The organism is Devosia sp. YIM 151766, from assembly GCF_030285925.1.
Classification (GTDB): domain Bacteria; phylum Pseudomonadota; class Alphaproteobacteria; order Rhizobiales; family Devosiaceae; genus Devosia.
This window is the reverse complement of the sequence record NZ_CP127251.1, coordinates 23173-47168: the sequence shown is the minus strand read 5'-3', so window position 1 is coordinate 47168 and position 23996 is coordinate 23173. Positions and strand designations below refer to the sequence as shown.

The window sequence follows — 23996 nt, the reverse complement described above, 5'->3', positions numbered from 1 at the left end:
CTTGGCCACGCTCGATCCGCAGTTCGACGATCCCGGCCCCGTGGATGACGGGAAGCCGGCCGGAGCGCCCAAACCCTCCGGCCGGACCAAGCGCCGTCTGTTGCTGCGCCCCATCGCCAAGCTCTTCAGGTCGGTGAGGCGCTTTATCGATTTCGCCATCTTTTCCAGCCTGACCCGCCGCATCGTCGTGCTCAACATGGCGGGGCTGCTGGTGCTGGTCGTGGGCATCCTCTATCTCAATCAATGGCGGGCCGGCCTGATCGATGCGCGGGTGCAATCGCTGCGGGTGCAGGGCGAGATCATCGCCGCGGCCATCGCCGCCTCGGCCACGGTGGACAGCGACATCATCTCCATCAATCCCGACCGGCTGCTCGACACGCAGGGGGGCAATGTCTCTCCGCTATTCTACTACGATCCGACGCTGGAATTTCCCATCAATCCCGAACGGGTGGCGCCGCTGCTGCGCAACCTCATCACCCCTACCCGCACCCGCGCCCGCATCTATGACCAGGGCGGCCTGCTGATCCTGGACAGCGACAATATCTATGCCCGTGGCGAAGTGCTGCGGCAGGCCATCGACACGACGCGGCCGCGCTTCTTCCTCACCGATTGGTGGAACGCGCTGGTTTCGTGGGCGCCGGGCGATAATTATCCCACCTATCGGGAATATCAGGCCGATGAAGGCACCCGTTATCCCGAAGTTGCCTCGGCGCTTCAGGGCGCGCCGGCCGATTTCGTGCGGGTGGACAAGCAGGGGCAATTGGTGGTGTCGGTGGCGGTGCCGGTGCAGCGCCTGCGCGCCATTGTCGGGGCCATCCTGCTCTCGACCGCGCCGGGCGACATCGATTCGGTGGTGGCCCAGGAGCGCTGGGGCCTGCTGCGCATCGCGCTGATCGCCGCCGGCGTGCAGATCGTGCTGTCCCTCTTGCTGGCCGGCACCATTGCCGGGCCGATGCGGCGTCTTTCGGCGGCCGCTGAACGGGTACAGACGGGCGGCGATGCGCGGGCGGAAATTCCCGACCTGACCGACCGCCCCGACGAGATCGGGCATCTGTCCGGGGCGCTGCGCCGCATGACCGATGCGCTCTACAACCGGATCGAGGCTATCGAACGCTTCGCCGCCGATGTCGCCCATGAATTGAAGAACCCTCTGACCTCGCTGCGCTCGGCGGTGGAAACCCTGCCCCTGGCCAAAAAGGCCGAGGATCGCGAGCGGCTCAACGACATCATCCAGCACGATGTCAGGCGGCTCGACCGCCTGATCACCGATATTTCCAGCGCCAGCCGGCTCGATGCCGAACTGGCCCGCGAAAGCGTCGAACTGGTCGATGTGGAAAAGCTGGCCGAGGCCATGGTCGCCATCCAGAAGGACGTCGCCGCCGGGCGCGACGTGGCGGTGGCGATGGGCAAGCGGCTCGGGCGGGGCACCACCATGGTCAAGGGCCATGAAAGCCGCCTGGCCCAGGTCTTCGCCAATCTGATCGACAATGCGGTGTCCTTCTCGCCCGAAGGCGGCACGGTGACCGTCGCCGTCGCCACCGAGGGCGAGGCCATCACCGTCACCGTCAGCGACGAAGGCCCGGGCATTGCCGGCGACGCCGGCCGCATCTTCCAGCGCTTCTATACCGATAGGCCGGACAATGAGAGTTTCGGCAATCATTCCGGCCTGGGGCTGTCGATTTCCAAGCAGATCGTCGACGCCCATAAGGGCACGATCCGCGCCGACAACCGCACGGATCGTTCCGGGGCGGTTTTTACAATTGTGCTGCCGCGAGCCCGGAAATAAGCTCTGGTCATGAGCAAGCCAAAAAATGTGCACGGGACCGGCCTCGTCCTGGGTGAAATCGGTATTCTGTTGCGCGGCCCCTCCGGCGCCGGAAAATCCGTCCTGTCCATGGCGCTTCTGGACCGGTGGGAGGGCCGGGGCCAGCCCGCCTTCCTGGTCGCCGACGACCGGGTCGATATCAGCAATGACGGCGAATCGCTGACCATGCTGGCGCCGCCCAGTCTGGCCGGGCTGATCGAATTGCGGGGGCGCGGCATTGTCAGCCGCCCGCATCGGGAAAGCGCCAAGCTGCATCTGGTCATCGACCTGGTGCCGGAATTGATCCGGCTGGTGGAGGAAGAGGAGCTGCAAACCGAGCTGTTCGGCCATGTCCTGCCGCGCGCCCCGGTGCCCCGCGCCGGGGTGGTGAGCCTGGGCCACCAGGAATTGCTGGTGGTCGAGGCGGTGCGCGCCAGCCAGCAACCTTCCACAACGTGATAATTTATCGCTTGCAACGCGGCACCCTGGGGACAAGACTGGGCCCGGGTTACCTGCCGGCGCCCTGCGGCAGGAAGAACTGGGGGCTCATGAGCCGTCGCGCCAAGCAAGCGGGCTTGCGACGACCGCCTGGGGAATGTGCATGATCGGATTGGTTCTGGTGACCCATGGCGCGCTCGCCGACGAGTTCAAGCTCGCCATGGAACATGTGGTAGGTCCGCAGGACTATATCGAGGCCATCGCCATCGGCCCGGACGACAATGCGGAAGCCCGGCGCGAGGATATCCTCACGGCCATCGACCGCGCCGATAGCGGCTCGGGCGTCATCGTGCTCACCGACATGTTCGGCGGCACGCCGTCCAATCTTGCCATCTCGGTGATGCAGAACCGCAATGTGGAAGTCATTGCCGGGGTCAACCTGCCCATGCTGGTCAAGCTCGGCCGGGTCCGGGACGAGATGAGCATGGAAGAGGCGGTGACCGTCGCCCAGGAAGCGGGCAAGAAATACATCACCGTCGCCAATGCCGTGCTGGGCGGCGCCTGACCCATGGATGCGAGCAGGGCCGTGGCCCAGCAATTGACGATCCGCAACCGCAAGGGCCTGCATGCCCGCGCCTCGGCGCGCTTCGTGCGGACAGCGGAATGTTTCGACGCCAATATCCATGTCATCAAGGACGGCGTCTCGGTCGCCGGCAATTCGATCATGGGTTTGATGATGCTGGGTGCCGGACCGGGCGTCACCATCCTGGTGCAGGCCACCGGCAAGCAGGCCCGGGAAGCTCTGGAAGCCATTACCGAACTGGTCAATAACGGCTTCGACGAGGATGTGGAGGGAGCGCAGGAGGCTTGATTTGGCGCGGCGATTGATCGCGGGTGTGGGCGGGATCGCCTTGGCGGCGACGCTCAGCCAATTTCCCGAATATGCCCAGCAATATGTCCAGCGCCTGGGCGGCGCGGTGGACGAGCTGCGGGTCATCACCGAGGATTTCGACCGCGCCGCCGAAGCCGGCGGCATGGAACGGCAGGCGGCGCTGGACCGCTATGCCATTTCCAGCGACGACTTCCTGGCCGGACGCGGCGACAGCATGGCCCGCACCTTCTTGCGCTATGAGGACCTGAGCCGGACCCTGGCCCGCATCGAGGGCGCCGGCCCGCTGGAACGGCTGCAATCGCTTCCCGCCTATCTCGACAGCGATGTCGGGCGCCGGACGCTGGAAAATTACCGGCCGGCCATGCCGGTCACGATGGAAGGCGTGCTCTATGCCGGCGCCGGGTTTATGCTGGGCTATCTGGTCCTGTCCGCCCTGGTGCGGTTCTGCGCGCTGCCCTTCCGGCGGCGGGAGCGGCGCTACCGGGCGTGAGCTTGACTCTTCGCGCGGCGTTTCGGGCGCGAAGACATAAACGAACCTTTATATCCCTCATTGATCGGTAAGGTCTGCTCCCGTATAGGAAAGGCACGAGATGATCGCCTTTGTGGAGCCAGACATGACCAAGAGCCCGACCGATTACGCGGTCAAGGACATTGCCCTCGCCGATTTCGGCCGCAAGGAAATCAGCATCGCGGAAATCGAAATGCCGGGCCTGATGGCGATCCGCGAGGAATATGCCGCCGCCCAGCCGCTGAAAGGCGCGCGCATTGCCGGCAGCCTGCACATGACGGTCCAGACCGCCGTGCTGATCGAGACGCTGGCGGCGCTCGGCGCCGATCTGCGCTGGGTGAGCTGCAACATCTTCTCCACCCAGGACCATGCCGCCGCCGCCATCGCCGCCGCCGGCGTGCCGGTCTTCGCCCATAAGGGCGAGACGCTGGAGGAATATTGGGACTTCACCGACCGGATGATGCAATGGGGCGATGGCGGCACCCCCAACATGATCCTCGACGATGGCGGCGACGCCACCATGCTGGTGCTGACCGGCGCCAAGGCCGAGACCGATCCGGCCATTCTCGACAAGCCCGGTAATGAGGAAGAAGAAATCTTCTTCGCCACCATCAAGAAGCGGCTGGCGCAGAACCCGAATTTCTATTCGACCATCCGCGCCAATATCCGCGGCGTCTCCGAGGAGACCACCACCGGGGTGATGCGGCTCTATCAATTGCATGCGCGGGGCGAATTGCCGTTCCCGGCCATCAATGTCAACGACTCGGTGACCAAGTCCAAATTCGACAATAAATATGGCACCCGCGAATCGCTGGTCGACGCCATCCGCCGGGGCACCGACGTCATGCTGGCCGGCAAGGTCGCCATCGTCTGCGGCTATGGCGATGTCGGCAAGGGCTCGGCGGAAAGCCTGCGCGGCGCCGGCGCCCGCGTGCTGGTCACCGAAGTCGACCCGATCTGCGCCTTGCAGGCGGCCATGGAAGGCTTCGAGGTGGTGACCCTGGCCGAGGCCGCGCATCGCGCCGATATCGTGGTGACCGCCACCGGCAATCGCGACGTGCTGATGGTCGACGACATGCGCAATCTCAAGGACATGGCCATTGTCTGCAATATCGGCCATTTCGACAACGAGATCGACGTGCTGGGCCTGCGCAATTTCAAGTGGACCAATGTGAAGCCGCAGGTCGACCTGATCGAGCAGCCCAATGGCAAGCGCCTGATCCTGCTGTCCGAAGGGCGGCTGGTCAATCTGGGCAATGCCACCGGCCATCCCAGCTTCGTCATGTCGGCAAGCTTTGCCAACCAGACCCTGGCCCAGATCGAACTCTGGACCAATGGCGACAAGATCGAGAAGAAGGTGCATGTCCTGCCCAAGCATCTTGACGAAAAGGTCGCCGAACTGCACCTGGCCAAGCTCGGCGCCAAGCTGACCAAGCTGACCAAGGACCAGGCCGATTATATCGGCGTCACCGTCAATGGCCCGTTCAAATCGAGCGAATATCGCTATTAGCGGCGGAGAAATCCTGCGCAAAAGCCCGGCCATCGCGCCGGGCTTTTACTTTTTATAAAGGTTTCTGTTTCGTTCTCGGGTCAAGGGCCTTCCGTCGCATTTGCCCGCAACCCACAGCCATGAAGACTCTTTTTCCGGATTCGCGCGCCCGCTATGGTCTGAGTGATTCGGGTTGCGGGGGACAGGCAAGCCGTTTGGGGGCGGCCGGGATCGGTTTCGATCCGGCGTCGGCAGCCTGGTCTTGAGTGGCGTACCGGCCTGTGCCGGATTGGCAGCACCAGTTTGAGCGAGAGAGGGCAGTCATGGCGCCGGATCGGTTCCGGAAACAATTGGGATTCGCGGCTTCCATGGCCGCGCCCCTGACCCTGATCACGGCGGGCCCCGCCCTGGCGCAGGGCTTTGTTCCGGCAAATCTGGGCGGCATCGCCCCCCTGGCCATTGCGATAGGCGCCGGCGGCTTCGCGCTGCTCTCCATGGGCATCATCCGCAATACGCTGACCGATAACCGCGCCATGCGCCGCCGGGCCGCCGAGCAGATCGCCGCGCTGCGCGCGCTGGTCGACGAATATGAGAACCTGGTCTCGGGCAGCAGCGAGCTGACCATTCTGTGGAGCAACCAGGACGGCCCGCGCATTCTCGGCCAGGCCGATGCGGTGCTGCCGCCGGGCCGTCAGCCGCAAAGCGTACTCAACCTGCATTCCTGGCTCGGCCCCGCCGAAGCCAATCGCCTCGCCGCCCTGCTCGACGAATTGCGCCTGCAGGGCCGCGGCTTCGCGGTGAGCCTGCATACGCTCGGGGGCAAGCTGGTGCGCGCCACCGGCTGGACCATGGGGAGCGGTGCGGCCCTGCGCCTGCGTCCGGCCTTCGCCCAGCCCGACGACGAGGGCGCGCTGCTCGCCGATACCCGCGCCGAAATCGCCAATGGCGACTGGCAGAGCGTCCGCACCATATTGAGCCTTTTGTCCAAGCCGGCTTTCCAGCGCGATGGCGATGGCCGCCTGGTCTATGCCAATGGCCCCTATTGCGCTTTGGCCGGAGCCCTGGGCCGGAGCTGCGCCGAAACCAGTCCCGCCGAGATCGTCGATGCCGGCAAGGAAGCGGCCCGCGACGGCAATGGCGTCCTGATGCTGGACTTTGCCACCCATGGCCGGTTCGAACTGGTCGAATTCGACCTGCCGGGCGGCCGCGCCGGCTATCTGCGGCCGCTGGAGCCGATGCGCCCGCCCGCCGAAGCCGGCCTGGCCCATATCGGCGGCATCATCGATGCGCTGGGCACCCCGATCGCCATTTTCAATGCCAGGCGCGAACTCACCCAATTCAACGCCGCCTATGCGGCGCTGTGGAATCTCGATCCGAAATTCCTCGCTCTCGGTCTCGACGAACGCGCCATTCTCGACAAGCTGCGCACCGAAGGCATGCTGCCCAGCCAGGTCGATTATCACACCTGGCGGGCCAGGCACCTGGAAAGCTATGGCCGCAAGGAGCCTTTCGAAGCCGAGCCCTGGCACCTGCCGGACGGGCGCACCATCAAGGTGATTTCTGCCCCCGCCAGTCCCCATGGCGGCGTCATCTATGTGTTCGAGGACCTGACCGAGCGGCTGGAGCTGGAAAGCACCAACAGGTCCTTCACCAATGTGCTGCACGAAAGCATCAATGCGCTGTCCGAGGCGGTGGCGGTATTCGGCACCAATGGCCGGCTCACCCTGTCCAATCCGCAGCTTTCCAAGCTGTGGAAGCTGCCGATGAACGCGCTGGGCGCCAATCCCCATATCGACCGGCTGGCCGAAACCAGCGGCGAGGCCATTCCCGAGGATGGCGCCGCCATCTGGCGGGACCTCAAGCGCTCCATCGTCGATCTCAACCCCACGCGCACCGACCGCACCGGCCGCATCAACCGCTCAGACGGGCGGCTGATCGATTATGCCGTGACCCGCCTGCCCGACGGGCAGACGATGATGACCTTCCTCGACGTCACCGAAAGCGCCTCCTATTCCAAAGTGCTGAAGGAACGCAACGATGCCCTGGTCGCCGCCGACCGGCTCAAGGACGCCTTCGTGGAAAACGTCTCCTACGAACTGCGCTCGCCGCTGACCAATATCATTGGCTTCGCCGACCTGCTGGCCGACGCCGAAGGGGGCAGCCTCAACGACAGGCAGCGCGACTATATCGGCTATATCCGCGCCTCCTCGGTGACGCTGGGCGTGCTTATCGACAATATTCTCGACCTCGCTTCGGTCGATGCCGGCATTGCCGAGCTCAACCCCGAAACGCTCGATGTCGCGGGCCTGGTCGACAAGGCCAAGGCCGGCATCACCGCCACTTTCCCCGAAGTGGCCGGAGAGGCGCCGAATCTGGTCATCGAGATCGAGCCGGGCCTGCCCGCCTTCGTCGCCGATGGCACCCGCATCGTGCAGGTGCTTTACAACCTGCTCTCCAATGCCGCCCGCTTCTCGCCGCCGGGCGGGGAAATCCGCCTCTCGGTGTCCCATCGCGCCGACCGCATGCTATTCGTCATCGAGGATGAGGGGCCGGGCATTACCGACGAGATGAAGGCCGCCATTCTCACCCGGCTGGACGCGCCGCATGCGGGAGGACGCCAGCGCGGCGCCGGCCTGGCGCTTGCCATCGTACGCACTTTCGTCAACCTGCATGGCGGCACCATCTCGGCGGAAAAACGCGAACCGCGCGGCAGCCGCATCATCGTCAACCTGCCAATGAACAGCGCCCTGGCCGGAGTGGCGGAATAGCGAGAGCTATCGCATTGGGCGTGGATGGCGTTGGCTTCTTGGATCGTCAGCCATTTCGGGCGCCGAGGCGGCATTTTTCTCGGTGTCCAGGCGGGGTCGCCGTTTCGATAACGGAGGTTCCCGCTTTCACGGGAATGACGCAGTGCTCAAGCGAGGCTCTTGCGGCGGAAGTGGCAACAAAGCCCTCGCGTCGGGCGCGAGGGTGACGAGCGGGGGAGCGGGCGCGATTTTCTCGCAGACCTCATCCTGAGCCTGTCGAAGGACGAGGACAGTAGCTCGGTGGCCGCGACCCCATGGTTCGACAGGCTCACCATGAGGTCTGGGAGGCGTTGGTATGACGGTCCCCCTTCTCGAGCGCGAGGGTGACGAGTGGGGCTTTTGGAACCCGCAATCCAGGCCTTTGCGGGATGCGGCACCAACATCACCGCTTCCGTGAACGGTGGAAACGCTCTAGTGCTGTGCCCGTTGACGGTAGCGATGCAGGCAGGCCGATGTCCCTAATGACCCGAAGTGAGCGTTTTCTTGCCGATGATGCCGCCACCGCGCAATTCGGGGCAGAACTGGCGCTGACGCTGAAGCCCGGCGAGGTGGTGAGCCTCGAAGGCGATCTCGGGGCGGGCAAGACCGCCCTGGCCCGGGCGATCATCCGTACTCTGGCCGACGATCCGGCTCTGGAGGTGCCCTCGCCGACCTTTGCCCTCATCCAGCCCTATGAGACGCCGCGCGGCCCGGTGCTGCATGCCGATCTCTACCGGCTGGCCGATGCCGGCGAAGTTGAAGAACTGGGCCTGCTCGACGATCCCGAAGCCATCGTGCTGGTCGAATGGGCCGATCGCGCGCCGCAGGTCCTGGATGCGGTGACGCTCAGCGTGGCGCTGGACATGCCGCCTGGCGGCGCGGGGCGGCTGGCGCGGATGCGGCGTTAAGCACCTGCCCCGGCCGGCTAATGCTGCCGGCGCTTGCGGTGTTCGCTCTCCTGATTGGCGCCGCGCTGAATCGCCCGGTCGCCATGGGAAATCTCATATTCGCCGGCGGGCTGTTCCATATCTTCACGCGCCTCGGCCAACGATTTCTGGTGCGGATCGACCTCGGCGCCGTCGCTGCGCTCGCGCTTTTCGGCAATCGCCTTTTGCTGCTCGCGCGTCAGGGCGCCCTGCCCGGTCTTCTCGGTGCCGCGGGTCTGGTGATTGCTTTGCTGGGCCATGAATTTTCTCCTCTCGCCCTCGCTGAGGCAACGGGTGAGCCCGGCACTGGTTGCCAATCGTGATCGGACCGGGCGCAACCCATGCCCCGGCGCGGCGATTGACCGCCATGAGGGCCAAGATGGAGCGAGCCATGTCCACCAAACAACCGACGACCCGCCAGCCCAACGATCTCGATCTCAAGCGCAATCCCGGCATCGGCCAGACCACGCGCGGCGTCGACCAGCAGGAGACGATCTTCGAGGACGAGGAAGGCGAGAACACTGTCGAGGGCGACGTGCTGAACGATACCGCGCCCGATGGCAGCATCGATCCCAGACAGCGCGGCCGGACCAATAAATAATCGCCCGCCTGGTCGCGGCAGGATCGCTAATGCGCCTCGTCCCAGTTCCGGGCCGCCTTGGCGTCCACCCGGATCGGCACGCTGAGCCGCACCGCGGGCTCGGCGGCGCCTTCCATCACCTGCCTGATGACCGGGATCGCCCGATCTTCGGTGCCTTCGGGGACTTCGAAGATCAGTTCGTCATGGACCTGCAACAGCATGTCGGCCTCGATGCCGGCCTGGTTCAATTCGCTTTCCATGCGGATCATGGCGCGGCGGATGATATCGGCGGCGCTGCCCTGGATGGGGGCGTTGATCGAGGCGCGTTCGACGAAGGCGCGTTCGCTCGGATTGCCGGAATTGGCATTGGGGAACTGGATGCGGCGGCCGAAAATGGTCATCACATGGCCATCGGCTTTCACTTTCAGCTTCTGGGCGGCCATATAATCCTTGATGCCGGGGAAACGCTCGAAATAGGTCTTGATATAATCGCCGGCCTCGCTGCGGGCGATGCCGAGCTGGTTGGCGAGACCGAAGGCCGAAATGCCGTAGATGATGCCGAAATTGATCGCCTTGGCGCGGCGGCGCACTTCGCTGGGCATGCCCTCCACCGGCACGTTGAACATTTCGGAGGCGGTCATGGCGTGAATGTCCAGGCCTTCCTCGAAGGCATCCTTGAGCGCCTGTATATCGGCGATATGGGCGAGGACGCGCAATTCGATCTGGGAATAATCGGCGGAGATCAGCATCTTGCCCGGCGGGGCGATGAAGGCCCGGCGGATCTTGCGGCCATCCTCGGTGCGTATCGGGATATTCTGTAGATTGGGATCGTTGGAGGAGAGCCGCCCGGTCAGCACGCTGGCCTGGCTATAGGAGGTGTGCACGCGCCCGGTGCGCGGATTGATATAGGTGGGCAGGGCGTCGGTATAGGTGCCCTTGAGCTTGGTGAGCTGGCGCCAGTCGACAATGGTGCGGGCCAGCGGCACGCCTTTGAGCGCCAGATCTTCCAGCACATCGGCGCCGGTGGACCAGGCGCCGGTCTTGGTCTTGCTGCCGCCGTCCAGCCCCATCTTCTCGAACAGGATTTCACCCAATTGCTTGGGCGAGCCGAGATTGAAGCTCTGCCCGGCCAGCTCGAAGGCTTCCGCCTCGAAGGCGGCGGCGCGCTGGGCGAAATCGCCCGAGAGCCGGGCGAGAATCTGCCGGTCGACCATGATGCCACGCGCTTCCATGCGGGCCAGAACCGGGGCCAGCGGGCGCTCGATGGTCTCGTAGAGCGTGGTGGCATTTTCGGCGGCGAGGCGCGGCTTCAGCACCTGCCAGAGCCGCAGGGTGATATCGGCATCCTCGGCGCCATAGCGGGCGGCGGCGGCGATGTCGAGCTGGTCGAAGCTCTTCTGCGCCTTGCCGGTGCCGGCCAGCGCGGCGAAGGTGATGGTCTTGTGATCCAGCCAATGCTCGGCCAGCACGTCGAGCCCGTTATAGCGCGGGCCGTCCAGCGCATAGGAGATGAGCATGGTGTCGTCGATCGGCGCCATGGCGATGCCGTAGCGGCTCAACACTTCCATGTCGTATTTGGTGTTCTGTCCGATCTTGAGGATGGACTTGTCCTGCAGCACCGGCTTGAGGCTGTCGAGCACGAAGCCGACGGGCAATTGCCCCTCGACCAGTCCGCCTCCGCTCAGCAGATCGCCCGGCTTGGCATGGCCCACCGGGATATAGCAGCCCTCGCCGATCTCGGTGGCGAGGCAGATGCCGACGAGATCGGCCTGCTGCGGATCGAGGCTCGTGGTCTCGATGTCGATGGCGCAATAGCCCTTCGACATGATCTTCTCGATCCAGCGGGCGAGCTGGTCGGGCGTGGTCACCACCTCATAGGCATCGTGATCGACCGGGATGGCCTTGATGCGCGCATGCTCTTGGGCGGCGTGGCGGGCCGGCCCGGTGCCGGGCACCACATTGGCGGCGAGCTTGGCCTTGGCCACCGACAGCGAGGTGGATTTTTGCGGCGCTCCGGGAATTTGCTCGGTGCCGCCGGCCTTGAGCGCCGGATCGGGCTCGAAATCGTCCGGATTGGCTTCGAGCAGCGCCCCGAGACGCTTGGTGATGCTGGCGAATTCCATCGCCTTGAGAAAGGGGAACAACGCCGAGGGGCTGATCGGCTGGCGAAGCAGGCCGTCGAGATCAATCGTGACCGGCACCTGCTGCTCCAGCGTCACCAGGCGCTTGGAGATGCGCGCCAGTTCGGCATGGTCGAGCAGCCGCTGCCGCCGGGCGGGCTGCCTGATCTCATCGGCCCGCGCCAGCAGGGTTTCCAGATCGCCATAGAGATTGATCAGCTCGGCGGCGGTCTTGACGCCGATGCCCGGCACCCCCGGAACATTGTCGACGCTGTCGCCGCACAAGGCCTGCACGTCGACGACCTTGTCCGGTGTCACGCCGAACTTGGCCATCACCTCATCGGGCCCGATCCAGCGCAGCGGCGGCTGGCCGGGACGGGGAATGGTGTCGAGCAGGCGGATCGAGCCATCGGGCTCCACCAATTGCATCAGGTCCTTGTCGGAAGAGGCGATGGTCACCTTCCAGCCGGCATCCTTGGCCATGCAGGCATAGGTGGCCATGATGTCGTCGGCCTCCCAGCCCTCCATTTCGATGGAGGGAATGGAAAAGGCGCGGGTGGCCGAACGGGTGAGCGGAAATTGGGGGACGAGTTCTTCCGGCGCCGGGGGACGCTGGGCCTTGTATTGGGGATAGATGTCGTCGCGGAAGGTCTTGCCCTTGGCATCGAAAATGACCGCCATATGGGTGGGCGCCTCGTCGCCGTCCATGTCCTGGGTCAGCTTGAACAGCATGTTGCAGAAGCCTTGGACACAGCCCACCGGCAGACCGTCCGATTTGCGGCTGAGCGGCGGCAAAGCGTGGAAGGCGCGGAAGATATAGCCCGAGCCGTCAACGAGCAGCAGGTGCATAAGACGATTCCTCTTGGTTCTGGCGGCGAGACTAGCGCTTCGGGCGCAAGCATGGCAGCCATTTTTGTCCGGCCCTGTCAGCAGGACGACATGTCCGGGATTTTCTCACAGGCGCGGCCTCCGCCCCGGGGAAGCCGCCCGCTCCGCGCCCTCGCCGGCCGCGCTGTCCACGCCCGGCCGGCAATGGCGTTGACGCGGGAAGCCGGAGACGTTCGATCATGGGCCGCGCCAGACCCAACTTTGCCATTTTCATAGTCTAAAGCCCAAGGCGAAAGGAAGGGGATTGTCCCGCCTTCCGAAAACCGGTTGCCGCAGCCGAAAGGACATTTCGTGACATTGGGTCCGCCAAAGGGTCGCCGCGCCGTCATCCTGGTGGTCGACGATGACGCCTTGATCACGCTCAATATGGTGGATCAGCTCAGCGATCTGGGCCATGTGGCGCTGGAAGCCTATTCGGCCAGCGAGGCGCTCGCCATGCTCAGGGAGCGCGGCGATATCGATATGCTGGTGACCGATTTTTCCATGCCCGGCATGAACGGCGTGGAGCTGGCCGAGGCGGCGCTGGCGCATAATCCGGGCCTCATCGTATTGCTGACCAGCGGCTATGCCGATTTGCCCGAAGGCATTGCCTGCAAGTTCCCCCGACTGGAAAAGCCGTTCCGCGAGGATGAATTCCACGCCAAGATCGGCGAATTGCTGGCGGCGCCGGTCGAGTAGAGCGGATTTCCGTTTGAGCTGAGAGGCTATGGCGGCCATGCAGCGGGAATGACCGGTGGGAAACCGACCGAGCCGGCAAGAGAGTGAAATGCTGCGACCGGGTGCTTTGCCCGGACGATCACTACTCGTCACCCTCGCGCCTGACGCGAGAGTGACCAACCGGGAAGGACGCGCTATTTATCCGCGTGGAGCGGTGAACCGGTTCAGCGCAATCCGCTCTGGGCCAGCAGGCCCTGCCGCTTGGCGTCGTAATAATAGCCCTTGGCGTAAAATTGCACGGCGCGATCCTCATTGCCGCCGGCGGTGACATAGGCGCCGGCGAGATAGCGCACCGCATAACGCAGATTGGTTTCCGCATCGAGCAGGGCGGCGGGTTCGCCGGCAAAGCCCATGCCGCGCGCCGTGGCGTGGCTGATCTGCATCAGCCCGTAATAGGGGCCATTGCGAGCGGCGGAATTATAGCCGCTTTCGCGCAGGATGACGCGGCGCACCAAATGCTCGGGCACAGCGTATTGCCCGGAATAATGAGCGATGAGTCCATCGAGCTCGCCGCGATTGCCGTCGGCATAGGCCATGACGAAATCCTCGGCGGCACGGGGCACCGCATCGGCGGCGGGCACATGGCCCGCCGGGGTTTCGGGGATTGCCGGCGCGGCCGAGGCAATGGCGGCCGTGGCCGACTTGCCGCCGGGCAGCGGCGTGATGCCCGCGGCCGAGCAGCCGCCAAGCGTCAGCGCCAGGGCCAGGGCGCCGATCAGGGGGAACGGCCGAGCCATCATGAGCATTCCTTCATCCACCTTCGTCCCTCGTCTCAGGCGGCTAAACGCCAAACACGGCGGCTTGATGGCGGAAATACGACGGTGCGGCAAGCCTTGCCGGCCCCGGCAAGGCCCGAGAGGCCCGTGGCAAGGGGGCTGGCGGCATCAAGGTTTACAGCCATGTTTCAGGCCCTAGACTGAGGTTCCGCCGTCGCGCAGCGCTCAAAACTATGCTCGCCGATATCGGGCTGGCCCATGTCCGGCGCGGCGGAATGCAATGGCCCCGGCGCGATGCCGGGCCGCAAAAAAATTCATGAAAGGCTTGTCTCATGGCTATTGCCCAATCAGGCGATCTCGTGCGCATCAATTATTCCGGCCGCCTTCTGGACGGCACCAGTTTCGACTCTTCCGAGGGGCGGGCGCCGCTGGAATTCACCATTGGCCAGGGCCAGGTGATCAGCGGGCTGGAACAGCATCTGACCGGCATGGAAACCGGGCAGAAAAGCACGGTGACCATTCCCGCCGAAGCGGCCTATGGCCCGCGCCGCGAGGAGGCCATCCAGCAACTCGACCGCGCCAAGATGCCATCGGGCATCGACCCGCAGATCGGCACGCAATTGCAGGCCCGCACCGCCGATGGCGGCATGCTGCCCATCAGAATCGTCGGCGTGGACGAGCACAGCGTCACCGTCGACGCCAACCATCCCCTGGCCGGCCAGGACCTGGTATTCGAGGTGGAATTGGTCGAGGTGATCAAGGCGGCCTGACGGCGCCGGGACGGGGATGCCTCTCATCGCCCCGGCACCATGAAGCTGTCACGCATCGCCGCCGCCTTGTCGCGGCTGATGCAGCCTTCGGCGTGGTCATTGATCAGGCCCATGGCCTGCATGAAGGCGAAAACGGTCGTCGGCCCCAAAAAGCGCCAGCCGCGCTGTTTCAGCGCCCGGGACAGCGCCTCCGATTCCGGCGAGGTGCTGCGGCTTTGCGGTGGCGCGGCAATCCTGGCCTCGTAGCGCCAGACAAAGGCGGCGAGCGAGCCGGCTTCGGCAATCAATTCCTGGGCCCGCGCCGCATTGTTGATGACCGCCTCGATCTTGGCCCGATGCCGCACGATGCCGGGATCGGCGAGCAGGCGCGCGATATCCGCGCCGGTAAAGGCCGCCACCCTGTCGATATCGAAATCCGCGAAACCGGCGCGAAAGGCCGCCCGTTTGTTGAGAATGGTGCGCCAGCTCAAGCCGGACTGGAAGGCTTCTAGGCTGAGCTTTTCGAAGAGCCGCCTGTCGTCGCCGACCGGAAAGCCCCATTCCCGATCGTGATAGGGCAGCAATTCCGCCGCCCCGGCGCACCAGCGGCAGCGATGCAGGCCATCGGGCCCCTCGATCGTCGTCATCGATCCCCCTCTCCGATCCCGCCGGCCCGCCCCGATAGCGGGCCTCTCCATGTCCCTAACCCAACCGCCAATCCGCGTCAGCGTACCGGTTCTTCCGCCCATGCGGCACCATCCCCAACGCTCGCATTTGGCCAGTTGCACATTCCCCATGCTTGCACTAGGTTCACGCCCAATTCCGGTCCGCACCCGTAGCTCAGCTGGATAGAGCGCTGCCCTCCGAAGGCAGAGGTCACAGGTTCGAATCCTGTCGGGTGCGCCAATTTCAGTACAGAACTCTGAACGCCGAACGCCGCCGGTTTCCCGGGCTGGTGCGTTTCCGCAACAGGACTGGCGATCCTCGCACCTGTGGAGAACTTCCACCGGACCATCCACGTTAAGGCCGCGTGAACCAACGGCGGCCAGACAGGTCTCCGGGGGCTCCCACGGAGCCATTATGAGTCTTGAGTTAATCGATATCGCCCTGGCCGAGCGCCAACCTCATCCACGCCTGCAAGATCGTGTGACCGGCAAGGTCAAGGCGGTGCTGACCGAAACTATCGGCGGCCAGGAAATCCGGCACGAGCTATTGGTGCCGGTCTGGCTGGATGTGCGCGCGGGCATGAGCGAGGCCGATGTCGAGCTGGGCCTGATGGTCAAGGCCGCCGATATCGTCGGCAGGCTCAAGCAGCAATTGGCCTCGCCGGCCGGCTGAGCCGGTCAGTCATTCCCCGGAAGTGGGGCCTGCACCGGGAGTTTGCCGCCGCGATTGAGCGCCACCAGCATGGCGCGCACCTGGATTTCGGCCGCCTTGCTCACCGCCTTGCGGTTGTCGCTTTCGCTCAGCGGCATCGGCGTGCCGAAGGCGACGGTGACGTCCTTGACCGGGCCGGAGAGAATTTCGGCGATGTTCTGCCCGACCGATTTGGACTTGATCCAGGCGATCAACGAGCGCTCGTTGCGGCTGACCGGCAGGCCCTGCAACCTGGTATAGGCCACGGTCACCGGCTGGATGACCACATCCCTGGCGCCGGCATCGATCATGGCGTGCTGAGCCGCCCCGATCAGGGCCGAGCGGAACGGCAGCACATGGGTGCCGATATCGGACTGACCCTCGGCAAACAGCAAGACCGCATTGCCGCTGGCCATGTGCCGGCCCATGGCCCGGGCGGTGCGCCCGGTTGCCGAGCGGCGGCCGCGGTCGGCATAGATGGTGCGCTGCAAATTGGCCATCATGCCGACAAAGGGCCATTCGCCCACTTCGCGCTTGGCCACGAAAGTGACATCGGCCACCGAACCGATGGCGACGATATCGGTCCAGGAAATGTGGTTGGACACGAGCAGAGTCGGCCGGCCGGTGGAGGCGGCGCCGATGACCTGCACCCGCAGGCCCAGAAACACGCAGCCGAGCCGGTGAAAGAGCCGCGGTAGCACCGGCCAGAAGGGCAGGCGCAAGAGCAGGATCAGCGCCTGGAGCGGAATCACCACCACGAGGAACGGCACCAAGACGAAAATGAAGAACAGCGTCCTGAAAATCATGTGTCAGCCGCCTCAGGCTTTCTTATCGTCGATCGGCACGGCATAGAGTTCGAGCCGGTGATCGACCAGCTTGTAACCGAGCCGCTTGGCGATCACTTCCTGGATGGCCTCGATTTCCTCGTTGCGGAATTCGATCACCGTGCCGGAGCGAATATCGATGAGATGGTCGTGATGCTCGTCGGGGATCAGCTCGAACCGGGCGCGGCCATCCTTGAAATCGTGCTTGGTGACCAGCCCCGCCTCTTCGAACAGATTGACCGTGCGATAGACGGTGGACAGCGAAATGCGCGGGTCCAGCGCCGAGGCGCGGCGATAAAGCTCCTCGACATCGGGATGGTCGGAGGCGTCCTCGATGACGCGCGCGATGATGCGGCGCTGCTCGGTCATGCGCATGCCGCGCGCCACGCAGGCTTCTTCGAGGGTCGGCTCGGACGGGTTCTTGGTCACGCCAGCGCTCCCATGCGGGTGGTCGGTTCGACGGGGTTAGCCAAGATCGCGCGCCATGACAAGCGCGGTGGCCGCCGAGCCGTCGGGGCGCGGATAATAGCCTTTTCGCGACGAGATGGTGGCAAAGCCGAGCTTTTCATAAAGGCGGATGGCCGGCTGGTTCTGCTCGTCCACTTCGAGGAACATGCAGCGGGCCGGCGATAGCAGGAGATCGGCAAAGACCGCCTCCATCAGCGCGCGCCCCAGCCCCTTGCCGCGCCATTTCGGATCGACGGCGATGGTGAGCAATTCGGATTCGTCGGCAACATTGCGGATCAGCGCGAAACCGGCAATGCGGCGGCGCGCATCGCAGGCGATATAGACCGGACTGGCCTTGTCGGCGAGGAAGCGCTCGAATTCCTCGCTCGGCCAGCCGCGATAAAAGCTCTGGCCATGGATGCGCGCCAGATCCTTGGCGTCCCGGGTCTCGCCCGGCTCGATATGCAGCCCGCCCGGAGCCATCCAGAATTTCATCATGGCACACGTCTCGGAATGCGCGCCGCATCCTGCGGCTTGGCATCGGCGTCGCGGATATAGGCGGCATGGGGCGGGAAGGTCAGCGGATCGGCCCCGGCGGCGAAGCGCGCCATGGCGCCGATATCGGCAAAGGGCGTTTCGAGGAGCGTCGCATCGGCTGGGATGGCGGCGCGGGCGGTCTCGATGGGCAGCAGGCGGGGGCCGCTGCCGAGAATTCCCGGGCCCGGGAAGGTTTCGAAATAGGCCTCGCCGCGTCGCGCATCGAGCAAGACGGCGACCGGGCCGGAGGACGCGGCGAGCGAAACCGCCAGCAGGCTGGGAATGCCGAGAACCGGAACCTTTCGCGCCAGGCCCAGGCCGCGGGCCGCTGAAAGACCGATGCGCAAGCCGGTAAAGGAACCGGGGCCGGTGGTGACGGCGACGCGCTCGATATTTTCATAGGCGAGATCGTTGCGCGCCAAAAGGGTCGCCAGCCGGTCGAAAAGGATTTCGGCATGACCCTTGGCGATGTCTTCGACCAGGATATCGGTCCGGCCATCCGGCAGCACAACGGCCAATTGCAGGCGCGGCGCGGCGGTGTCGATGGCAAGGGTCACTGGCTGGGTCATACTGCCTCGCATCCCCCTCACCCGTCTCGACCTGCGGCCGATCCACCTCTCCCCGATGGGAGAGCAATAAGAGGGCGCAGCATTCCTGTTCTTCTCCCCCTAGGGGAGAAGCTGGCGCGAAGCGCCGGATGAGGGGGACGACGCTCGCCCGCACTCCTAGCGCCGGCCCTCTGCCGAGTCCACCGCCAAACCGGTGTCTTGACGGCCATCCCGGCTGCGACCACCTTGCCTTCATGCTCCCTGATTCGATCCTTTTCCGCGCATGACCTGGCTGGCCGAAACCGCCATGCTGAGTCAGGGCTGGCGCCGCTTCCTGCTGCTGCTGGCCGCCGGGGGGCTGGCCGGGTTGTCGGTGCCGCCGTTTTTCCTGCTGCCATTGCTGTTCCTGGCCATGCCGGTCTGGGTCTGGGCGCTGGACGGGGCCGAACGCCCCAAGGGCTGGCGGCGCCTGTTCGGGCCGGCCTTCGCCATCGGCTTCGCCTTTGGCTGGGGCTATTTCCTCGTTGCCTTCCACTGGCTGGCTGCCGCCTTCTTCGTCGATGGCGGCTGGGTGCTGGCGGCCATGCCCGTCGCCATCGCTGCCTTGGCGGCGCTGATCGCGCTGTTCTGGGGGCTGGCCAGCGCCCTGGCGCATCTGTTCTGGAGCCATGGCTGGACCCGCATTTTGACGCTTTCGGCCTGGCTGGCGGCGGCCGAATTCCTGCGTGGCCATGTGTTTACCGGCTTTCCCTTCGACCTGCTCGGCTACAGTCTCACCGGCACCGATGCGATGATGCAATTGGCCTCGGTGATCGGGGTCTATGGCCTGACCTTCCTCGCCCCGCTGCTGGCGATGAGTCCGGCGCTGATCTGGCCGCCCGACGACCGGCCCTGGTCGCGGCGGCTGGCGCCGCTATTCCTGGCGCTGCTGGTGATCGCCGCCCAGCTCGGCTATGGCTGGAACCGGCTGGCCGGCAATATTTCCACCGAGCGCCAGGACATGGCGATGCGGCTGGTGCAGCCGCTGGTCTATGAACACGCCGATTTCGGCAATGTCGATCCGGTGGCCTTGGTCGACCGGCTGATCATGCTGTCGGATATGCGCATGGACCCGGCCGATCAGGGACTGGCCGACATCACCCATCTGGTCTGGCCCGAATCGAGCCTGCCCTTTTTCCTCGAAACCTATCCCGAGGCGCTGGCCCGCATCGCCCGCATGCTGCCCGAGGGGGCGACGCTACTGGCGGGCGTGCCGCGCCGTCCCTATGCGCTCGATGGCGGCGGCGCCCGACCGCCCTATAATTCGGTATTGGCGATCAATGGCGACGGCGAAGTCGTCGCCTCCTATGACAAGGCGCATCTGGTGCCCTTCGGCGAATATCTGCCCTTCGCCGAATTTTTCGCGCAAATGGGCGTCACTCAATTCGTTCCCGGCGCCGAGGGCTGGTCGGCGGGCGACGTCAAAAGGCGGCTGATGGGCCTGCCCGGGGCGCCGGCGGCGCTGATCCTGGTCTGCTACGAGATCATTTTCTCCGGCGATCTGGGCGATGTCGAGGGCGCGCAATTCCTGCTCAACCTCACCAACGACGCCTGGTTCGACGCCTCGATCGGCCCGGCCCAGCACGCCCATCATGCGCGGCTGCGGGCGGTGGAGGAAGGCATGAGCCTGGTGCGCGCCGCCAATACCGGCCTGACCTTCGCCACCGACCCACTGGGCCGCATCACCGCGCAATTGCCACCCGGCGAAATGGCGGCGCTCGACCTGCGCCCGCACCAGAAACTCCCGGCTACGACCTTCGCGCAGATCCGGCACTGGCCGTTCCTGATCGCGGTGCTGGCCGGGATTTTCGTCGGATTCATCGCCTCGCGGCGGAGGCGGTTTCGGGGGTAGAGGCGCAGTGCGCCTTTCCTCCCTCCCCTTGAGGGAAATTGTTCCAAAATCACCATTCGTCACGCGCGCGGGTGACGATCTTGGGCGGCGGAGGAAGGCGCAGGGCCGGCGATTCGGTGGGGGAGGCGACATGCGGCCAATAAAAAACCCCGCAGCCTTGCGGCTACGGGGTTTTGAAATTGGTGCCCAGAAGAAGACTCGAACTTCCACGCCTTGCGGCACACGGACCTGAACCGTGCGCGTCTACCAATTCCGCCATCTGGGCGACGGGCGTGTAACTAGGGCGGCGTCACGCTAATGTCAATGCGCTTGCCACCCCTTTTCAGAAGTTCGCACCATCCCAGTGCTTGATCGCGCTGCGATCGATGGCTGGCGCCTCGTCGAAACAGTTCACATTGACCATGACCATCTCATTGCCCTTGCCGTCGCCGCCCCGGGCAAAGGACTCGATGCCGCAGGTCTTGCAGAACAGGTGATCGATCTTTTCGGTGTTGAACCGATAAAGGGTCAGATTGTCCTCGCCCGATTGCAGCGTGAACTGGCTGGCAGGCATGGATTGCATCACCCAGCCCAGGCGCCGGCAGCGCGAGCAATTGCAATCGCCCAGGCCCGAAAGGTCGGTATGGGCGGTGAAGCGGACGGCGCCGCAATGGCACCCGCCGTGAAAGTCCTGCATTGACGGCACGTGATTTCTCCTTCTCAGAACAAATAAAGAACGATAACCGCCGGAGTCAAGCGCCCGCTGTGGCGCGATGGGACGCGGCAAGGCTCGACAGGAGCAAGCCGCTTGCGCTAGAAGCGGCGGAAGACTTCCTGCCTGATCTGGAGCCAAGCCATGGATCGCACTGCCCCCAAGCTCGTCACCATTTTCGGTGGATCGGGATTTGTCGGCACGCATCTGGTGCAATTGCTGGCGCGCCAGGGCTATCGCATCCGCGTGGCGGTGCGCCGGCCCGACCTGGCGGGGGAAACCCGCATGTTCGGCGCTGTCGGCCAGGTGGTGCCGATCCAGGCCAATCTGCGCAATGAAGCCTCGGTGCAGCGCGCCGTCGCCGGCGCCGACATCGTCGTCAATCTGGTCGGGGTCGGCCATGAGAGCGGCAAGCAGCGGTTCGCCGCCGTGCATGTCGAAGGCGCCACCCTCATCGCCCGCGCCGCCAAGGCCACCGGGGCGGGCGCGCTGGTGCATATGTCGGCGCTGGGCGTCGACAAGGCGGCCGGAGTCAGCGCCTATGCCGCCTCCAAGCTGGCGGGCGAGGCCGCGGTGCTGGAGGCCTTCCCCCAGGCGGTGATCCTGCGCCCCTCGATCATGTTCGGCATGGGCGACGGCTTCTTCAACCTCATGGGCACCCTGGCCCGGCTGTTCCCGATCCTGCCGCTGATCTCGGGCAAGACGCTGTTCCAGCCGGTCTTTGTCGGCGATGTCGCCGAGGCGCTGGCCAAGGCGGCCGAGGGCGCGGTCAAGACCGGGCGCATCTATGAGCTGGGCGGGCCGGACGTGGAAAGCCACGAGGCGCTGATGCGGCGCATCCTGCGCGAGGCCGGCCGCAAGCGCCTGCTGCTGCCTATGCCCGCCGGGCTGGCCAAGTTCGGCGCGGCGCTGCTGGGCATCCTGCCCTTCAAGCCGCTGATCACCGGCGACCAGGTGAACCTGCTGGGCGTCGACAATGTAGTGTCCGAGGCGGCCAGGAAGGACAAGCGCACCTTTGCCGCCTTCGGAATCGAGCCGACCTCAATGGACCAGGTGCTGCCCACCTATATGTGGCGCTTCCGCCGCAATGGCGAATTCGACCGCCAGGACCAGGCCGACCCGAACGGCAGCGTCACCGCCTAGCTGCCGATGGCGGCCCGGCTGGCGTCCACACCAGCCGGTTAATCGTCGCCCATTTTCAGCGCCTTGATGAAGGCTTCCTGCGGAATTTCCACCGAGCCGAACTGACGCATGCGCTTCTTGCCGGCCTTCTGCTTTTCCAGCAGCTTGCGCTTGCGGGTCGCGTCGCCGCCATAGCATTTGGCGGTGACGTCCTTGCGCATGGCACGCACGGTTTCGCGGGCGACGATCTTGCCGCCGATCGCCGCCTGGATGGGGATGACGAACAGATGCGGCGGGATCAGCTCCTTGAGCTTCTCGCACATGACGCGGCCGCGCTGCTCGGCCACCGAGCGGTGCACCAGCATGGAGAGCGCGTCGACCGGCTCGGCATTGACCAGGATCGAGAGCTTGACCAGGTCGCCCTCGCGGTGCTCGACGAGCTGGTAGTCGAAGCTGGCATAGCCCTTGCTGATCGATTTCAGGCGGTCGTAGAAATCGAACACCACTTCATTGAGCGGCAATTCATATTCCACCAGGGCGCGCGCCCCGACATAGGAGAGATTTTGCTGGATGCCGCGTCGGTCCTGGCAGAGTTTCAGGATGGCGCCCAGATATTCGTCCGGGGTCAGGATGGTCGCCTTGATCCAGGGTTCGCGGATCTGCTCGATCTTCATCACGTCCGGCAGATCGGCCGGATTGTGCAGGGAGATGGTCTCGCCCGACGTCATCTCCACCTCGTAGACCACCGAAGGGGCGGTGGCGATGAGATCGAGATTGAACTCCCGGGACAGCCGTTCCTGGATGATTTCGAGATGCAGCAGGCCCAGGAAGCCGCAGCGGAAGCCGAAGCCGAGCGCCGCCGAGGTCTCCATCTCGAAGGAGAAGCTGGCATCGTTGAGCCGCAGCTTGCCCATGGCGGCGCGCAATTCGTCGAAATCGGACGCGTCGACCGGGAACAGCCCGCAGAACACCACCGGCTGGGCCGGGCGGAAGCCGGGCAGCGGCTCGGCGGTGGGCTTGCGGTCGTCGGTGATGGTGTCGCCGACATTGGTGTCGGCCACTTCCTTGATGCCGGCGGTGAAGACGCCCAATTCGCCCGGGCCCAGTTCCTTGACCTCGACCAGTTTGGGGGTGTTGACGCCGACGCGGTCGAGCTCATAGACGGCGCCCGAGGCCATCATGCGGATGCGCTGGCCCTTTCTCATCACCCCGTCGACGATGCGTACCAGGACGACGACGCCGAGATAGGTGTCGTACCAGGAATCCACCAGCAGCGCCTTGAGCGGCGCATCGAGCTCGCCCTTGGGGGCCGGCAGCCGGGTGACGATGGCTTCGAGCACGGTGTCGATGCCGATGCCGGTCTTGGCCGAGATTTCGAGCGCGTCGCTGGCATCGATGCCGATGACGTCCTCGATCTGGGTCTTGACCCGGGGGATATCGGCAGCCGGCAGGTCGACCTTGTTGAGGACCGGCACGATCTCGTGATTGGCGTCGAGCGCGTGGTAGACATTGGCCAGCGTCTGCGCCTCGACCCCCTGGGAGGCGTCGACCACCAGCAGCGAGCCCTCGACGGCGGCCATGGAGCGGGAGACTTCATAGGCGAAGTCGACATGGCCGGGCGTGTCGATGAGGTTGAGGATATAATCCTCGCCGTCCTCTGCCTTATAGCTCAGCCGAACGGTCTGCGCCTTGATGGTGATGCCGCGCTCGCGCTCGATATCCATGTTATCGAGCACCTGCGCCTTCATCTCGCGCGTGTCGAGCCCGCCCGTCATCTGGATCAGGCGGTCGGCGAGTGTCGATTTGCCATGGTCGATATGGGCGACGATGGAGAAATTGCGGATATTCTTGAGCGGCGTGGTCATGGGGCGCTGATAGCAGAAGCGCGGAGCGCGAGAAAGATGGTTTCCGCGCGGTTAAGGGCGGCGGTGGCGGAGGCGGAACCGCGCGCCGGCTTATCGCCGCCG

At 65.0% G+C, this 23996-nt stretch carries 24 protein-coding genes and 2 tRNA genes; 15 read left to right on the top strand and 11 right to left on the bottom strand.

Features of this window, described 5'->3' with window-relative positions:
• Position 1: 1 nt before the first annotated feature.
• From O9Z70_RS00230 to tsaE, 8 genes are all read left to right on the top strand, one after another.
• Positions 2 to 1786, top strand: coding sequence for a sensor histidine kinase (locus tag O9Z70_RS00230; protein WP_286020508.1), 1785 nt, complete (start codon positions 2 to 4; stop codon positions 1784 to 1786).
• A 9-nt stretch (positions 1787 to 1795) separates the two neighbouring features.
• The gene (locus O9Z70_RS00225; protein ID WP_286020507.1) at positions 1796 to 2263 is read left to right on the top strand and encodes an HPr kinase/phosphorylase; all 468 of its coding nucleotides are present in this window, start codon (positions 1796 to 1798) and stop codon (positions 2261 to 2263) included.
• 142 nt (positions 2264 to 2405) lie between these two features.
• Complete coding sequence (locus tag O9Z70_RS00220; protein WP_286020506.1) at positions 2406 to 2807, top strand: PTS sugar transporter subunit IIA; 402 nt, start codon at positions 2406 to 2408, stop codon at positions 2805 to 2807.
• Positions 2808 to 2810: 3 nt separating this feature from the next.
• Entirely contained in the window at positions 2811 to 3113 is a 303-nt protein-coding gene (locus O9Z70_RS00215; protein ID WP_286020505.1) for an HPr family phosphocarrier protein, read from the top strand.
• 1 nt (position 3114) lies between these two features.
• Positions 3115 to 3624, top strand: a complete 510-nt coding sequence (locus tag O9Z70_RS00210; RefSeq protein WP_286020504.1) for a DUF2937 family protein — start codon at positions 3115 to 3117, stop codon at positions 3622 to 3624.
• Between the two features lie 124 nt (positions 3625 to 3748).
• Positions 3749 to 5152 (top strand): adenosylhomocysteinase, encoded by a 1404-nt coding sequence (gene ahcY, locus O9Z70_RS00205; protein WP_286020503.1) that lies wholly within the window; start codon positions 3749 to 3751, stop codon positions 5150 to 5152.
• Between the two features lie 347 nt (positions 5153 to 5499).
• Positions 5500 to 7899, top strand: coding sequence for a sensor histidine kinase (locus O9Z70_RS00200; RefSeq protein ID WP_286020502.1), 2400 nt, complete (start codon positions 5500 to 5502; stop codon positions 7897 to 7899).
• A gap of 500 nt (positions 7900 to 8399) precedes the next feature.
• Positions 8400 to 8825, top strand: coding sequence for a tRNA (adenosine(37)-N6)-threonylcarbamoyltransferase complex ATPase subunit type 1 TsaE (tsaE, locus tag O9Z70_RS00195; protein ID WP_286020501.1), 426 nt, complete (start codon positions 8400 to 8402; stop codon positions 8823 to 8825).
• Between the two features lie 17 nt (positions 8826 to 8842).
• On the opposite strand, the gene O9Z70_RS00190 is transcribed toward tsaE, so the two are convergent.
• Positions 8843 to 9103: a hypothetical protein gene (locus O9Z70_RS00190; protein WP_286020500.1), complete on the bottom strand. Its 261-nt coding sequence runs from the start codon at positions 9101 to 9103 to the stop codon at positions 8843 to 8845.
• A 131-nt stretch (positions 9104 to 9234) separates the two neighbouring features.
• On the opposite strand from O9Z70_RS00190, the gene O9Z70_RS00185 reads away from it, so the two are divergent.
• Complete coding sequence (locus tag O9Z70_RS00185) at positions 9235 to 9444, top strand: hypothetical protein (protein ID WP_286020499.1); 210 nt, start codon at positions 9235 to 9237, stop codon at positions 9442 to 9444.
• Between the two features lie 26 nt (positions 9445 to 9470).
• Here the strand turns inward: O9Z70_RS00185 and polA are convergent, their stop codons facing one another.
• On the bottom strand, positions 9471 to 12392 hold the full coding sequence (polA, locus tag O9Z70_RS00180; protein WP_286020498.1) for a DNA polymerase I: 2922 nt from the start codon (positions 12390 to 12392) through the stop codon (positions 9471 to 9473).
• A gap of 330 nt (positions 12393 to 12722) precedes the next feature.
• Between polA and O9Z70_RS00175 the strand changes: the two genes are divergently transcribed.
• Positions 12723 to 13109, top strand: a complete 387-nt coding sequence (locus O9Z70_RS00175; protein WP_286020497.1) for a response regulator — start codon at positions 12723 to 12725, stop codon at positions 13107 to 13109.
• Positions 13110 to 13312: 203 nt separating this feature from the next.
• Here the strand turns inward: O9Z70_RS00175 and O9Z70_RS16295 are convergent, their stop codons facing one another.
• Complete coding sequence (locus O9Z70_RS16295) at positions 13313 to 13888, bottom strand: transglycosylase SLT domain-containing protein (protein WP_502870143.1); 576 nt, start codon at positions 13886 to 13888, stop codon at positions 13313 to 13315.
• A 308-nt stretch (positions 13889 to 14196) separates the two neighbouring features.
• Here O9Z70_RS16295 and O9Z70_RS00165 point away from each other — a divergent pair, with 308 nt between their 5' ends.
• Positions 14197 to 14634: an FKBP-type peptidyl-prolyl cis-trans isomerase gene (locus tag O9Z70_RS00165; protein WP_286020496.1), complete on the top strand. Its 438-nt coding sequence runs from the start codon at positions 14197 to 14199 to the stop codon at positions 14632 to 14634.
• A 23-nt stretch (positions 14635 to 14657) separates the two neighbouring features.
• Here O9Z70_RS00165 and O9Z70_RS00160 read toward each other — a convergent pair whose 3' ends face one another.
• The gene (locus O9Z70_RS00160) at positions 14658 to 15260 is read right to left on the bottom strand and encodes a DNA-3-methyladenine glycosylase I (protein ID WP_286020495.1); all 603 of its coding nucleotides are present in this window, start codon (positions 15258 to 15260) and stop codon (positions 14658 to 14660) included.
• 182 nt (positions 15261 to 15442) lie between these two features.
• Here O9Z70_RS00160 and O9Z70_RS00155 point away from each other — a divergent pair.
• Positions 15443 to 15519: transfer RNA gene (locus O9Z70_RS00155), tRNA-Arg, on the top strand.
• 174 nt (positions 15520 to 15693) lie between these two features.
• A complete protein-coding gene (locus O9Z70_RS00150) occupies positions 15694 to 15951 on the top strand; it encodes a hypothetical protein (RefSeq protein ID WP_286020494.1) in 258 nt (85 codons plus the stop codon).
• A 5-nt stretch (positions 15952 to 15956) separates the two neighbouring features.
• Here the strand turns inward: O9Z70_RS00150 and O9Z70_RS00145 are convergent, their stop codons facing one another.
• From O9Z70_RS00145 to tsaB, 4 genes are all read right to left on the bottom strand, one after another.
• On the bottom strand, positions 15957 to 16775 hold the full coding sequence (locus O9Z70_RS00145) for a lysophospholipid acyltransferase family protein (RefSeq protein ID WP_286020493.1): 819 nt from the start codon (positions 16773 to 16775) through the stop codon (positions 15957 to 15959).
• A gap of 12 nt (positions 16776 to 16787) precedes the next feature.
• A complete protein-coding gene (locus O9Z70_RS00140; RefSeq protein ID WP_286022044.1) occupies positions 16788 to 17168 on the bottom strand; it encodes a Fur family transcriptional regulator in 381 nt (126 codons plus the stop codon).
• 90 nt (positions 17169 to 17258) lie between these two features.
• On the bottom strand, positions 17259 to 17738 hold the full coding sequence (rimI, locus tag O9Z70_RS00135; RefSeq protein WP_286020492.1) for a ribosomal protein S18-alanine N-acetyltransferase: 480 nt from the start codon (positions 17736 to 17738) through the stop codon (positions 17259 to 17261).
• Positions 17735 to 18346, bottom strand: coding sequence for a tRNA (adenosine(37)-N6)-threonylcarbamoyltransferase complex dimerization subunit type 1 TsaB (tsaB, locus tag O9Z70_RS00130; RefSeq protein WP_286020491.1), 612 nt, complete (start codon positions 18344 to 18346; stop codon positions 17735 to 17737). Before tsaB ends, rimI begins: the two co-directional genes overlap by 4 nt.
• Positions 18347 to 18608: 262 nt before the next feature.
• On the opposite strand from tsaB, the gene lnt reads away from it, so the two are divergent.
• Positions 18609 to 20216, top strand: coding sequence for an apolipoprotein N-acyltransferase (gene lnt, locus O9Z70_RS00125; protein ID WP_286020490.1), 1608 nt, complete (start codon positions 18609 to 18611; stop codon positions 20214 to 20216).
• A 180-nt stretch (positions 20217 to 20396) separates the two neighbouring features.
• Here the strand turns inward: lnt and O9Z70_RS00120 are convergent.
• Both O9Z70_RS00120 and O9Z70_RS00115 read right to left on the bottom strand, forming a co-directional pair.
• A tRNA-Leu gene (locus O9Z70_RS00120) sits at positions 20397 to 20481 on the bottom strand.
• Between the two features lie 57 nt (positions 20482 to 20538).
• Positions 20539 to 20892: a GFA family protein gene (locus O9Z70_RS00115; RefSeq protein ID WP_286022043.1), complete on the bottom strand. Its 354-nt coding sequence runs from the start codon at positions 20890 to 20892 to the stop codon at positions 20539 to 20541.
• 159 nt (positions 20893 to 21051) lie between these two features.
• Between O9Z70_RS00115 and O9Z70_RS00110 the strand changes: the two genes are divergently transcribed.
• On the top strand, positions 21052 to 22050 hold the full coding sequence (locus tag O9Z70_RS00110) for a complex I NDUFA9 subunit family protein (protein WP_286020489.1): 999 nt from the start codon (positions 21052 to 21054) through the stop codon (positions 22048 to 22050).
• A 38-nt stretch (positions 22051 to 22088) separates the two neighbouring features.
• On the opposite strand, the gene lepA is transcribed toward O9Z70_RS00110, so the two are convergent.
• Complete coding sequence (gene lepA / locus O9Z70_RS00105) at positions 22089 to 23894, bottom strand: translation elongation factor 4 (protein ID WP_286020488.1); 1806 nt, start codon at positions 23892 to 23894, stop codon at positions 22089 to 22091.
• Positions 23895 to 23996: the final 102 nt, after the last annotated feature.

Excerpts from the sequence above, each read along its gene's own strand:
- O9Z70_RS00165 (WP_286020496.1), top strand. The coding sequence starts at position 14,197 with ATGGCTATTGCCCAATCAGGCGATCTCGTGCGCATCAATTATTCCGGC.
- O9Z70_RS00110 (WP_286020489.1), top strand. The coding sequence starts at position 21,052 with ATGGATCGCACTGCCCCCAAGCTCGTCACCATTTTCGGTGGATCGGGA.
- tsaB (WP_286020491.1), bottom strand. The coding sequence starts at position 18,346 with ATGACCCAGCCAGTGACCCTTGCCATCGACACCGCCGCGCCGCGCCTG.
- polA (WP_286020498.1), bottom strand. The coding sequence starts at position 12,392 with ATGCACCTGCTGCTCGTTGACGGCTCGGGCTATATCTTCCGCGCCTTC.
- O9Z70_RS00115 (WP_286022043.1), bottom strand. The coding sequence starts at position 20,892 with ATGCAGGACTTTCACGGCGGGTGCCATTGCGGCGCCGTCCGCTTCACC.
- O9Z70_RS00150 (WP_286020494.1), top strand. The coding sequence starts at position 15,694 with ATGAGTCTTGAGTTAATCGATATCGCCCTGGCCGAGCGCCAACCTCAT.
- O9Z70_RS00225 (WP_286020507.1), top strand. The coding sequence starts at position 1,796 with ATGAGCAAGCCAAAAAATGTGCACGGGACCGGCCTCGTCCTGGGTGAA.
- O9Z70_RS00190 (WP_286020500.1), bottom strand. The coding sequence starts at position 9,103 with ATGGCCCAGCAAAGCAATCACCAGACCCGCGGCACCGAGAAGACCGGG.
- O9Z70_RS00140 (WP_286022044.1), bottom strand. The coding sequence starts at position 17,168 with ATGCGCATGACCGAGCAGCGCCGCATCATCGCGCGCGTCATCGAGGAC.
- O9Z70_RS16295 (WP_502870143.1), bottom strand. The coding sequence starts at position 13,888 with ATGATGGCTCGGCCGTTCCCCCTGATCGGCGCCCTGGCCCTGGCGCTG.
- O9Z70_RS00200 (WP_286020502.1), top strand. The coding sequence starts at position 5,500 with ATGGCCGCGCCCCTGACCCTGATCACGGCGGGCCCCGCCCTGGCGCAG.
- ahcY (WP_286020503.1), top strand. The coding sequence starts at position 3,749 with ATGACCAAGAGCCCGACCGATTACGCGGTCAAGGACATTGCCCTCGCC.
- O9Z70_RS00185 (WP_286020499.1), top strand. The coding sequence starts at position 9,235 with ATGTCCACCAAACAACCGACGACCCGCCAGCCCAACGATCTCGATCTC.
- tsaE (WP_286020501.1), top strand. The coding sequence starts at position 8,400 with ATGACCCGAAGTGAGCGTTTTCTTGCCGATGATGCCGCCACCGCGCAA.
- O9Z70_RS00145 (WP_286020493.1), bottom strand. The coding sequence starts at position 16,775 with ATGATTTTCAGGACGCTGTTCTTCATTTTCGTCTTGGTGCCGTTCCTC.
- lnt (WP_286020490.1), top strand. The coding sequence starts at position 18,609 with ATGACCTGGCTGGCCGAAACCGCCATGCTGAGTCAGGGCTGGCGCCGC.
- O9Z70_RS00215 (WP_286020505.1), top strand. The coding sequence starts at position 2,811 with ATGGATGCGAGCAGGGCCGTGGCCCAGCAATTGACGATCCGCAACCGC.
- O9Z70_RS00160 (WP_286020495.1), bottom strand. The coding sequence starts at position 15,260 with ATGACGACGATCGAGGGGCCCGATGGCCTGCATCGCTGCCGCTGGTGC.
- O9Z70_RS00220 (WP_286020506.1), top strand. The coding sequence starts at position 2,406 with ATGATCGGATTGGTTCTGGTGACCCATGGCGCGCTCGCCGACGAGTTC.
- lepA (WP_286020488.1), bottom strand. The coding sequence starts at position 23,894 with ATGACCACGCCGCTCAAGAATATCCGCAATTTCTCCATCGTCGCCCAT.
- rimI (WP_286020492.1), bottom strand. The coding sequence starts at position 17,738 with ATGATGAAATTCTGGATGGCTCCGGGCGGGCTGCATATCGAGCCGGGC.